13 protein-coding genes and 1 pseudogene are annotated in these 10,911 nt (G+C 69.3%); 13 read left to right on the forward strand and 1 reads right to left on the reverse strand.

The features are described from left to right. The 13 genes and pseudogenes from VED21_RS15110 to VED21_RS15170 all read left to right on the forward strand — a co-directional run. Positions 1 to 442 (forward strand): annotated as a pseudogene (locus tag VED21_RS15110) (ABC transporter substrate-binding protein); the annotation flags it as partial. A gap of 312 nt (positions 443 to 754) precedes the next feature. Next, entirely contained in the window at positions 755 to 1,876 is a 1,122-nt protein-coding gene (locus tag VED21_RS15115) for an amidase (RefSeq protein WP_324883363.1), read from the forward strand. 26 nt (positions 1,877 to 1,902) lie between these two features. Further along, a complete protein-coding gene (locus tag VED21_RS15120) occupies positions 1,903 to 3,051 on the forward strand; it encodes an acyl-CoA dehydrogenase family protein (protein WP_324883365.1) in 1,149 nt (382 codons plus the stop codon). Positions 3,052 to 3,088: 37 nt separating this feature from the next. Beyond that, positions 3,089 to 3,448, forward strand: a complete 360-nt coding sequence (locus tag VED21_RS15125) for a hypothetical protein (RefSeq protein WP_324883368.1) — start codon at positions 3,089 to 3,091, stop codon at positions 3,446 to 3,448. A gap of 26 nt (positions 3,449 to 3,474) precedes the next feature. Further along, positions 3,475 to 3,993, forward strand: coding sequence for a nuclear transport factor 2 family protein (locus tag VED21_RS15130; RefSeq protein ID WP_324883370.1), 519 nt, complete (start codon positions 3,475 to 3,477; stop codon positions 3,991 to 3,993). Positions 3,994 to 4,017: 24 nt separating this feature from the next. Continuing rightward, positions 4,018 to 5,304, forward strand: a complete 1,287-nt coding sequence (locus VED21_RS15135) for an aromatic ring-hydroxylating dioxygenase subunit alpha (RefSeq protein WP_324883372.1) — start codon at positions 4,018 to 4,020, stop codon at positions 5,302 to 5,304. A 40-nt stretch (positions 5,305 to 5,344) separates the two neighbouring features. After that, positions 5,345 to 5,818: an aromatic-ring-hydroxylating dioxygenase subunit beta gene (locus tag VED21_RS15140; protein ID WP_324883375.1), complete on the forward strand. Its 474-nt coding sequence runs from the start codon at positions 5,345 to 5,347 to the stop codon at positions 5,816 to 5,818. Between the two features lie 11 nt (positions 5,819 to 5,829). Then, positions 5,830 to 6,573 carry an SDR family NAD(P)-dependent oxidoreductase gene (locus VED21_RS15145; RefSeq protein ID WP_324883377.1) on the forward strand — a complete coding sequence of 248 codons (744 nt, stop codon included), beginning with the start codon at positions 5,830 to 5,832 and terminating at the stop codon, positions 6,571 to 6,573. Between the two features lie 127 nt (positions 6,574 to 6,700). After that, on the forward strand, positions 6,701 to 7,669 hold the full coding sequence (locus tag VED21_RS15150) for a PDR/VanB family oxidoreductase (RefSeq protein WP_324883379.1): 969 nt from the start codon (positions 6,701 to 6,703) through the stop codon (positions 7,667 to 7,669). A 28-nt stretch (positions 7,670 to 7,697) separates the two neighbouring features. Further along, entirely contained in the window at positions 7,698 to 7,883 is a 186-nt protein-coding gene (locus VED21_RS15155) for a 2-hydroxymuconate tautomerase (protein WP_324883381.1), read from the forward strand. Positions 7,884 to 7,894: 11 nt separating this feature from the next. Then, the gene (locus VED21_RS15160) at positions 7,895 to 8,398 is read left to right on the forward strand and encodes a flavin reductase family protein (protein ID WP_324883383.1); all 504 of its coding nucleotides are present in this window, start codon (positions 7,895 to 7,897) and stop codon (positions 8,396 to 8,398) included. Between the two features lie 293 nt (positions 8,399 to 8,691). Further along, positions 8,692 to 9,612, forward strand: a complete 921-nt coding sequence (locus tag VED21_RS15165) for a catechol 2,3-dioxygenase (protein WP_324883385.1) — start codon at positions 8,692 to 8,694, stop codon at positions 9,610 to 9,612. A 95-nt stretch (positions 9,613 to 9,707) separates the two neighbouring features. Next, positions 9,708 to 10,652: a lytic transglycosylase domain-containing protein gene (locus VED21_RS15170; RefSeq protein WP_324883387.1), complete on the forward strand. Its 945-nt coding sequence runs from the start codon at positions 9,708 to 9,710 to the stop codon at positions 10,650 to 10,652. 10 nt (positions 10,653 to 10,662) lie between these two features. On the opposite strand, the gene VED21_RS15175 is transcribed toward VED21_RS15170, so the two are convergent. Further along, positions 10,663 to 10,911: LysR substrate-binding domain-containing protein (locus VED21_RS15175; RefSeq protein WP_324883389.1), on the reverse strand; the 249-nt coding region annotated here is incomplete at its 5' end.

Genomic DNA, 10,911 nt, shown 5'->3' on the forward strand with positions numbered 1-10,911 from the left:
CAAGGGCCGCATCTACCAGACGCACGGCGCGGCCTCGCCCGACTTCCTGAAGCTGGGCGGCAAGAAGGTGGAGGGCGCGGTGCTGGCCGCCAGCCTGATGCTGGTGCTGGACGAGATCGGCGACGACCACCCGTCGAAGAAGGTCGCCGGCGGCTACGTCGACGCCTACAAGGCGGCCTACGGCAGCGTCCCGGCCACCTTCGGCGCCAACGTCTACGACGCCGGTCTGCTGCTGGCCAACGCCGTTCCCGCCGCGCTGAAGGGCGGCAAGCCCGGCACGCCGGAGTTCCGCGCGGCGCTGCGCGACGCGCTGGAGACCAGCAAGGAGCTGGTCGGCACCCAGGGCGTGTTCACCATGACGCCGCAGGACCACTCCGGCTTCGACGAGCGCGGCCGCGTGATGATCACCGTCAAGGACGGTGCCTGGAAGCTGCTGAAGTAGAAATACGAGCCCCTCTCCCCTTGCGGGAGAGGGGTTGGGGAGAGGGGGATAGCCGCCGGACGACGGCGGAAGAGAGTCTTTGTCCCGGCTGCCGCCGGTAATCCCCCTCTCCCCAAACCCCTCCCCCGCGAGGGGGGAGGGGCTTATGCGGCCCCTCAAGAACCCCGCCAGATTCCCGCCTACACCCTGATTTTCTGCCGTTACACTAGTTGACTTTTCAAGTGAATAGTGAAACACTTACAACGCTTCCCGGAATCAATCCAAGTCCGCCCCGGCGCCATGCCGGCGGACGCTGACAGGGGCCTGCCGCCTGTGTTCGACGGCTTCATTCATCGCTGTGTCATCGGTGATCGCGGCCCAACCGTTGCGGTCAAGGACACCATCGACATCGCCGGCCTGCCCACCAAGGCCGGCAGCCGGTCCCTGGAGGCCGCGCCGCCGGCCGCCGCCCACGCCGACGTGGTGCGGGCGGTGCTGGACGCCGGCTGCCGCATCGTCGGCAAGACCGCGCTGCACGAGTTCGCCTACGGCATGACCGGGGTGAACGCGTGGTCCGGCACGCCGGTCAACCCGCGCTTTCCCGCGCTGATCCCCGGCGGCTCGTCCAGCGGGTCGGCGGCGGTGGTGGCGGCCGGGCTGGTCGACTTCGCCATCGGCACCGACACCGGCGGCTCCATCCGCCTGCCGGCCGCCTGCTGCGGCGTCTACGGCCTGAAGCCCACCTTCGGGCGGGTGTCGCGCCGCGGCGTGATGCCGGCGGAGAGCAGCCTGGACTGCGTCGGCCCCATGGGCGCGTCCATGGACGCCCTGGTCGCCGGCATGGCCGCCATGGACCCCACCTTCACACCGGAGGCGCCGCGCACCGGCGCCCCCGTCCTGGGCACGCTGTCCGTCGCCGCCGAACCCGCCGTGCTGAGCGCCGTGGCGCGGGCGGTGGCGGAGTCCGGCGCCGTCGCGCGGCCGGTCGAGCTGCCGTCGCTCGTGGCGGCGTTCAACGCCGGCCTGACGATCATCAACGCCGAGACCTGGGCCGCCTGCGGACGCTACCTGGACACCGGGCTGGTCGGCGCCGACGTCGCCGCGCGGCTGGCGAAGGCGGCGGAGACGACGGCCGAGGATCTGGCCGCGGCGGAAGAGGTCCGCGCCCGCTTCACGGCGGAGGTGGACCGCGCATTGGCCGACGTGGACGCGCTGGCGCTGCCGACGTTGCCCGGTTTCCCCATGGCGCTGGACGAGGCGCTGTCGGGTCGCGTGGACCTGCGCGCCTCGGCCCTGGTGCGGCCCTTCAACCTGTCGGGCCACCCGGCCCTCTCCATTCCCTTGCCGCCGGCCGATGGCCGCCCGGTGAGCCTGCAGCTTGTCGGCCGGAAGGGCGGGGACGCGGCGCTGTGCGCCGTCGGCCAGCAGATCGCCGCCCGTCTGGCCGTCCAATAACCCTCGTTCTTGGGAGACTTCACCACATGCCTCGCCACGAGATCGACAAGGACGCCTGGGGCGGTGCCGCGAAATTCGACGCGCTGCTCGCCGACATCCGCGCCCGCCGCAAGGAATTCGAACAGCAGAAATACATCTCCCAGGACGTCATCGAGCAGTTCAAGGAGATCGGCGTCTACCGCGCCCTGGTGCCCAAGCGCTACGGCGGGGACGAGAAGTCGCCCATCGACTTCCTGCTGATGGTCGAGGCGATCGCCGCGGCCGACGGCTCGGCCGGCTGGGTCGCCAGCTTCGGCATGAACCCCGCCTACCTCTCGGCCCTGCCGCCGCAGACGGTGGAGAAGGTGTGGGCGAACGGCCCCGACGTGGTGTTCGCCGGCGGCATCTTCCCGCCGCAGCCGGCCCAGAAGGTGGACGGCGGCTACCGCGTGAACGGCCGCTGGCAGTTCGGCAGCGGCTGCATGGGCGCCTCGGTCTGCGGCGTGGGCATCATGCCGGACGACGGGCAGGCCCTGCCGCGCATGGCGGTGATCCCGCGCGAATATGTCCACATCGAACCGGCGTGGGACGTCATCGGCCTGATCGGCACCGGCAGCCACGACCTGGTGGTCGAGAACGTCGTGGTGCCGGAGGAATGGACCTTCACCCGCGGTGGCGCGCCCACCGTGGACGCGCCCTTCTTCCGCTACCCCAGCCTCGCCTTCGCGGCACAGGTCCTGTCGGTGGTCACGCTGGGCCTGGCGCGCGAGGCGCTGGACGTGATCCAGGCGACGGCGTCGTCGCGCACCTCGGTCACCGGCGCTCCCAACATCGGCGACCGCCCCTACGTGCAGATCGAGGTGGCGAAGGCGGAGGCCAAGGTCCGCTCGTCCCGCGCCTTCTTCTACGAGGCGACCGAGGACGCCTGGGCCGCCATCCAGGCCGGAGGCCGGCCGACGCCGCACCAGACCAGCATGATCCGCCTCGCCGCCACCAACCTGACGCACGAGTGCGCGGAGGCGGTGCGCATCGCCTACCAGCTGTCGGGCATGACCAGCACCTACAACGATCACCCGCTGTCGCAGCTGTTCCGCGACGCGGCGATGTGCACGCAGCACGCTTTCATGGGGGCGATCACCTACCAGAACGCCGGGGCGATGTTCTTCGGCAAGCAGCCGCTCCCCGGATATCTCTGATCCTTAAACCAGAAACACGCCCATTCAGGAGGAACACATGGCCGACAAGACGCCGTTGCGGGTTCTGTTCTGCATTTCCGTCAACCAGAACTTCATGGACGCCACCGCCGAGGAAGCCGGTCAGGTCTGGCAGGCGTTCAGCCGGATGATGAAGGAGATGTCCACGCTGCCGGGGGCGAAGATCATCGGCACGCTGGACGACGACCGCTCCATGGTCGGCCCGTCGAAGGGCTATCCCTTCACCTGCTACTTCATGACGGACATGCCAGACTACGAGACGGTGGTCGCCGCCTGCAACCTGTTCCGCACCATCCCGGTGGGCGACGGCACCTACAAGCTGTGGAAGTACTGCGCGGTGGAGACGCGGATCGGCCGCGAACTCCAGATCCCGACCTGATCCCGGGGCATCGGCGGAATCGCACCATGTCCGAACGGCTGACACTCCGCGCCCTGCTCCGGCGGGTCGAGGACCTGGAGGCGGAGAAGCGGGTCCGCGCCTGCATCAACCGCTACATGGCGCTGTGCGACGACCTGCGCGAGGGCTTCGACCTGGAGCCGCTGATGGCACTGTTCACGCCGGACGCCGTGTGGGAGGGGCGGGGCCGCTACGCCGCCACCTTCGGCCGGCTGGAGGGGGCGGCGGCCATCCGCGCCATGTTCGCCAAGTACACGGTGCCGCCCGCCCACTTCCGCCTGAACGCGCACTTCCTCACCAGCGAGGAGATCGCGGTGGACGGGGACGCGGCCACCGGGCGCTGGCTGATGCTGCAGACCTCGACCTTCGCGTCGGGGGATTCGCAGCTCTCCGCCGCCCGCCTCGACGTCCGCTTCCGGCGGGACGAGGGGGAGTGGCGCATGGCGCACTTCCAGACCGAACGCCTCTTCAGCCGCAAGGTCGACCAGCCGTGGGACGCCGCCGCCGACCTGCCGGTGCCGAAATAAAAAACCCTTCTCTGTGAGAGAGCCATGACCACCATCACCGCATGCCGCAGCAAGAAGGCCCCCGAGGTCGACGTCACCGACCGGGTGCTGGAAGACAAGGTCCACACGTCGCTCTATTCCGATCCGGCCCTGTTCGAGACCGAGATGGACAAGATCTTCAACAACACCTGGGTCTGGGTCGGCCACACCAGCGAGGTGCCGGAATCCGGCTCCTACAAGACCTCCTACATCGGCCGCCAGCCGGTCATCATCAGCCGTGACCGCAAGGGCGAGATCCACGTCCTGCTCAACCGCTGCCGCCACCGCGCCGCCACCGTGTGCGAGGGCAAGCGCGGCAAGGTGAAGAGCTTCACCTGCCCCTACCACGGCTGGGGCTACGCGCTGGACGGCGAACTGCGCGCCCTGCCGAAGCCCGAGGAGTACGAGGGCGTCTTCGACAAGAAGGACTACCCGCTCATCAAGGTCCGGCACGAGACCTACCAGGGCATGATCTTCGCCACGCTGAAGGCGGACATGCAGCCGCTGACCGACTACCTCGGTGGGGCGAAGAAGTGGATCGACCTGTTCATGAAGCAGGGCGGCGGCTATCCGGTGAAGGTGCTGGGTGACCACCGCTTCCGCTTCCCCGGCAACTGGAAGATCCAGCTGGAGAACACCACCGACGCCTACCACTTCCCGATCGTCCACAAGTCGTTCGTCACCTCGCTGGACAACCAGACCAGCCAGGTCTTCGACTTCCTGAACGGTGCGGGCTTCGTGGAGGACCTGGGCAACGGCCACTCGGTCATGGTGATGATCCCCGAGCTGGTCGACCTGGAGGCCAACCTGGACGCCCCGATCCCCGCCCGCTTCGCCGAGTTCGCGGCCGAGCTGGAGCGCGAGGGCTACAACGACCAGGAGGTCCGCCGTCTGGTGCGCGCGGTGGGCGGCTCGGGCTTCAACCTGAACCTGTTCCCCAACGTCGCCTGCTCCATGGCGTTCTTCCGCGTGCTGCGCCCGGTCTCGGTCGAGGAGACGGAGATCCACCACGTCGCCATCGGCGGCGAGGGCGCGCCTGCCGCCTTCAACCAGCTGCGCATGCGCCTGCACGAGCACTTCCAGGGCCCCATGGGCTTCGGCACCCCCGACGACGCCGAGGCGTGGGAGCGCGTGCAGAAGGGCTCCTACGCCGGTGACGACGAATGGATCCTGGTCAACCGCGGCATGTCCAAGCTGAAGACCAGCCCGGACGGCAACGTCGCCGGTGCCGTCTGCTCGGAGACCGGCATGCGGGCCGCGTACCGCAAGTACAAAGAAATGATGACGGCCTGATCGCCAAGACGCTGATCGGCAAGAAGCGAGGATTGCATCCATGAGCACGCAGCTCAACGACGTGGCGGCCTTCATCAACAAGGAAGCCGACATGCTGGACTTCCAGGAATACCGCGAGTGGCTCGACCTCTGGGCGGAGGACGGCATCTACGTGGTGCCGGTCGACCCCAACACCGAGGACTACGCCAACACCCTGAACTTCGCCTACGACAAGGCCGAGATGCGCAAGCTGCGCGTCGAACGCCTGCTGGGCGGCGAGGCGATCTCCACCCAGACCACGCTGAAGACGGTGCGCGCGGTCGGCCGCTTCCGCATCCTGTCGGACGACGGCGCCACGGTGAAGGTGCGCTGCGCCCAGCACATCAGCGAGAACCGGCACGGCAACCTGCGCACCTACCCGGCCGACGTGACCTTCACGCTGCGCCGCCAGGGCGGGGATTTCCGCATCGCCGAGAAGGTGGTCCGGCTGCTGAACGCCGACCATCACCTCTCCAGCATCGGTTACATCCTGTGACGGGGGCGGCGGTGCACCACGGCGCGGTCGTCACCGGCGCCGCGCAGGGCCTCGGCCGCTACATCGCCGAGGCGCTGCACCGGGCCGGCCACGCCGTCGCCGTCACCGACGTGCGGGCGGACGCGGCGGAGCAGGCGGCGCGGGAGATCGCGCCGTCCGGCGAGCGGATCACGGCCTTCGCCCTGGACGTCACCGCCAAGGAGGACTTTACCGCCGGGCTCGCCCGCGCGGTGGAGGCCTTCGGCCGGGTCGACGTGCTGATCAACAACGCGGCGATGACGCCCACCACCCCGGTGATGGACATCACGCCCGAGGAGTTCGACCGCGTCACGGCGGTGAACCAGCGCGGCACCTTCTTCGGCTGCCAGGTGTTCGGCGCGCATTTCGCCGCGCAGGGCTACGGGCGCATCGTCAACATGGCCTCGCTGGCCGGGCAGAACGGCGGCACCGCGTCGGGCGCCCACTACGCCGCCAGCAAGGGCGCCATCCTGACGCTGACCAAGATCTTCGCCCGGCAGCTGGCCGCGCAGGGGGTGACGGTCAACGCCGTGGCGCCGGGTCCGATGGACCTGCCGTCGGTGCGCGCGGCCGTCCCGCCGGACCGGCTGGCGCAGATCATCGAGGGGATGATCCCGGTGAAGGCGCTGGGCGACCCGGCCTTCGTCGCCGACCTCGTCGTCCGTCTGGCCAGCCCCGAGGCGAGCTTCGTGACGGGCGCCGCCTGGGACGTCAACGGCGGCATCTTCATGCGGTGAGGACGGTGGGTCGTTCGTAGGTTGGGTTGAGCGCCAGCGAAAACCCAACGCGGCCGGCGGTGCGGACACGTTGGGTTTTCGGCTTTGGCCTCAACCCAACCTACGGGTGAATGAGGTGTGACAGGGAATGAGCAGCGAACAGAACGACATGGTGATCGAGGCGGTGGTCACCGCCCGCGAGGACCAGGCGGCGGGCATCGCCGTCTTCGAACTGGCCCGCGCGGACGGCGGCCCGCTGCCGCCGTTCGAGGCGGGGGCGCACATCGACGTGCACGTGGCCGACGGCCTCGTGCGCCAGTACTCGCTGTGCAACCCGCCGGGGGAAGCGGAGCGCTACCGCATCGGCGTGCTCGACGATCCGAACTCGCGCGGCGGCTCGCGGGCCATTCACCGCGACTTCGCCGCCGGCACGGCGGTGCGCATCTCCGCTCCGCGCAACCACTTCCCGCTGCACATGGAGGCCGGGACGTCGGTGCTGGTCGGCGGCGGCATCGGCGTCACGCCAATGCTGGCCATGGCCTACGCGCTGCGCGCCGCCGGCAAGCCGTTCGAGCTGCACTACTGCAGCCGCTCGCGCGACCGCGCCGGCTTCCTGGACGAGCTGGCGGCGGCCTTCCCGGAGCAGCTGCGCCTGCACTTCGACGACGAGGACGCGGCACAGCGCTTCGACCCGAAGGCGTGCCTGGGCGCCCAGCCGGCCGGCGCGCACGTCTACGTCTGCGGCCCGTCCGGCTTCATGGACTGGGTGATCGCCGAGGCGAAGGCCGCCGGCTACGACTCCGGCCGCATCCATTACGAATACTTCAACGCCCAGGTCGACACGCACGGCGACGCGTTCGAGGTGGTGGCGGCGCGCAGCGGCGTCACCCTGCAGGTCGGTCCCGACCAGACCATCATAGACGCGCTCACCAAGGCCGGCATCCGGGTGAAGAAGTCGTGCGAGCAGGGGGTGTGCGGCACCTGCATCTGCGACGTCCTGGAAGGCACGCCCGACCACAAGGACAAGTTCCTCAGCGAGGAGGAGCGGGAAGACAACGACCAGATCGTCGTCTGCTGCTCGCGCTCCAAAACCCCCCGCCTCGTCCTCGACATCTGACCTTTCCCACCAGACCGGGAGCACCCGCATGCCCATCGCCCGCATCAGCATGATGGAAGGCCGCACCGACGAGCAGAAGGAGGCGCTGATCCGCGAGGTGACCGACGCCATCCTGCGCACCGTGGCGACCCCGACCAGCACCGTCACCGTGCTGATCGACGAGATCCCCAAGAAGCATTTCGGCATCGGCGGCACGCCGGCCTCGAAGCTGTAAGGACACCGCCGATGACCGCGACCATCGACCCGCGCGATTTCCGCCGCGCGCTCTCCCAGTTCCCCACCGGCGTCACGGTGGTGACCACCCTGGACGACAACGGCGCCCCCATCGGCGTTACGGCCAGCAGCTTCAACTCCGTCTCGCTCGACCCGCCGCTGGTCCTGTGGAGCGTCGACAAGGCCGCCTACAGCGCCGCCATCTTCCGCGACGCCGAGCATTTCGCCGTCAACGTCCTGTCGGCCGACCAGATCGCCATCTCCAACCGCTTCGCCAGCCGCGGCGAGGACAAGTTCAAGGACATCCCCTGGACGCCCGGCCTGGGCGGCTGCCCCATCTTCGACGGGCTGGCGGCGCGGTTCGAGTGCCGGACCTGGAACGTCTACGACGGCGGCGACCACCTGATCGTGGTCGGCCAGGTCATGTCCTACGGCTACCAGACCGAACTGGCGCCCCTGGTCTTCGCCCGGGGCGGCTACGCGGTGTCCGAACGGCACCCGGCGATGGCGGGCTAGGGCGGACTTCACAACACATTCAGAGCCCCTCTCCCCTTGAGGGAGAGGGGTTGGGGTGAGGGGTATTACGGCCGGCAGGCCGGAAGAAATTTTTGTCCCGCCTCCGGCGGTAATGACCCCTCATCCCAACCCTTCTCCCGCTTTCAGCGGATGCCGGAGGCATCCGCCTGTCGCGGCAGCCGGATCGAAGATCCGGCGAGAGCGAGGGGAGAAGGGCTTTGAAAAGCCCATATGGGCTGGCCACGACAACGAACCGGCGGCGCGAACGCCGCCCCTTACAGGAGGGAACACCCATGGCACTGACCGGCGTCCTGCGTCCGGGCTTCATTCAGATCCGCGTGCTCGACAAGCAGGCGGCGCTGACCCACTACGTCGACCGCCTCGGCCTCAACACGGTTTCGGAAGGCTCCGACGGCCGCGTCTACCTGAAGGGCTGGGACGAGTTCGACCGCCACTCCGTCATCCTGCGCCCGACCGACACGGCCGGCATGGACGTGATGGGCTTCAAGGTCGCCTCCGATGCTGATCTGGACATCTTTGAGAAGCGCATCACCGACTGGGGGCTCACCGTCGACCATGTGCCGGAGGGCGAGCAGCCGGGCGTGGGCCGGCGCATCGGCTTCGTGCTGCCGTCCGGGCACCGCATCGAGCTGTACGCGGCGATGGAGCTGTCGGAGAACCATCCGCCCATCGAGAACCCGCACATCTGGCCGGAGGAGCCGCGCGGCATGCGCGCCATCCGCTTCGACCACGCGCTGCTCTACGGCCCGGACATCGAGAAGAACCTCGCCTTCTTCCGCGAGGCGCTGGACTTCTCGCTGGCCGAACAGGTGGACAGCCCGGACGGCGTGATCGGCATCTGGCTGACCTGCTCCAACAAGGCGCACGACATCGCCTTCGTCCGGTATCCGGAGCCCGGCAAGTTCCACCACGCCGCCTTCTTCCTGGAAACGTGGATGGACGTGGGCCACGCCGCCGACATCATGGCGCGCTACGACATCTCCATCGACGTCGGCCCGACGCGGCACGGCATCACGCGCGGCCAGACCATCTATTTCTTCGACCCGTCGGGCAACCGCAACGAGGTGTTCGCCGGCGGCTATACCTACTATCCCGACAACCCCACCCGCACCTGGGGTCCGGAGGAGCTGGGCCGCGGCATCTTCTACTACGAACGCCGCCTCAACGACGCCTTCCTCTCGGTTGTGACTTAAGCATCGAGCGCAGCCCGGGCGGTTTACCGCCCGGGCCAAACATGCGATGATCTTTCCTCGAATGCGCATCGATTGCGGCTGAGGAAAGCGGGACCGTGCGTCGACTGACATCGCTGTTGGCCTGTGCCGGCCTGTCCTTTCTGGCCGCCGCGTGCGCGAGCAACACGCCGCGCTCCATCTCCCAGGCGGAACTCGACACCCACGTGGCCGAGGCGTCCGGCCGCTTCAGCATGCCCGAATCCTGGATCCGCGAGGTGATCCGGCAGGAAAGCGGCGGGCGCACGATGATGAACGGCAAGCCGATCGTCAGCAAGGCCGGCGCCATGGGCCTGATGCAGCTGATGCCCGGCACCTACGAGGAGATGCGGCGCAAGCACGGCCTCGGCTCCGATCCGTTCGAGCCGCGCGACAACATCCTGGCCGGCACCGCCTACCTGCGCGAGATGTACGACCTGTTCGGCTCGCCGGGGTTCCTCGGCGCCTACAACTGCGGGCCGCGGTGCTACGGCGACTATCTGGCCGGCAACCGCAGCCTGCCGTCGGAGACGCGGAACTACATCGCCTCCATCGCCCCGCGCCTGGACAAGGCGCCGGCCGGCGGCGTCATGGTGGCGGCCGCCCCCGTGCCGTCCACCGGCGGCGGGGTCACGCTGGCGCCGCTGCCGTCCGCGTCGGTGCCGAAGGTCACGGTGGCGGAGGCCCTGCCGCCGCCGGTGTCCCCGTCCCCGGCCTATGCGCCGCCAACCTATGCACCGCCGGCACCGGCGCCCGTATCCCGCGCCGTGGGCGGGGAGTGGATGGTGCAGCTCGGCGCCTTCCGTTCGCCCGACGACAGCGCGCGGGTGATCGACCGGGCGCGCCGCTCGGCCCCCGGCGGCCTGCTGGCGCGCGCGCAGCACATGGTGCTGCCGGTCGACACGCAGTCCGGCCCGCTGTACCGCGCCCGCCTGTCCGGCCTATCCCAGCAGGACGCGGCGACCGCCTGCGCCAGCCTGTCCGGGCAAGGCATGGCCTGCTTCGTCGTGGCGCCGGGGGCGTAGCGGGCGGTTCTTACCCGCCGTCCAGCACCTCGCCGACGAAATCCAGGAAGGCGCGCGTCTTGGCGTCCAGGTGGCGGCGGGACGGATAGACGGCGTAGAGCGACGTCTCCACGGCCGCCCAGTCGTCCAGCGCCGTGCGCAGGCGGCCCTGTTCGACGTCCGCCCGGACGTAGGGCCACGGGATGAGGCTGAGCCCGAAGCCGGCGAGGAGCGCGTCCCGCACGGCGAGGCTGGAGGTGACCTTGTAGCGCCCGTCGAT

This window comes from Azospirillum sp., assembly GCF_035627195.1.
Classification (GTDB): Bacteria; Pseudomonadota; Alphaproteobacteria; order Azospirillales; family Azospirillaceae; genus Azospirillum.

Coding starts and splice junctions, on each gene's coding strand:
- VED21_RS15120 (WP_324883365.1), top strand. CDS start 1,903: ATGCCTCGCCACGAGATCGACAAGGACGCCTGGGGCGGTGCCGCGAAA.
- VED21_RS15125 (WP_324883368.1), top strand. CDS start 3,089: ATGGCCGACAAGACGCCGTTGCGGGTTCTGTTCTGCATTTCCGTCAAC.
- VED21_RS15130 (WP_324883370.1), top strand. CDS start 3,475: ATGTCCGAACGGCTGACACTCCGCGCCCTGCTCCGGCGGGTCGAGGAC.
- VED21_RS15135 (WP_324883372.1), top strand. CDS start 4,018: ATGACCACCATCACCGCATGCCGCAGCAAGAAGGCCCCCGAGGTCGAC.
- VED21_RS15140 (WP_324883375.1), top strand. CDS start 5,345: ATGAGCACGCAGCTCAACGACGTGGCGGCCTTCATCAACAAGGAAGCC.
- VED21_RS15150 (WP_324883379.1), top strand. CDS start 6,701: ATGAGCAGCGAACAGAACGACATGGTGATCGAGGCGGTGGTCACCGCC.
- VED21_RS15155 (WP_324883381.1), top strand. CDS start 7,698: ATGCCCATCGCCCGCATCAGCATGATGGAAGGCCGCACCGACGAGCAG.
- VED21_RS15160 (WP_324883383.1), top strand. CDS start 7,895: ATGACCGCGACCATCGACCCGCGCGATTTCCGCCGCGCGCTCTCCCAG.
- VED21_RS15165 (WP_324883385.1), top strand. CDS start 8,692: ATGGCACTGACCGGCGTCCTGCGTCCGGGCTTCATTCAGATCCGCGTG.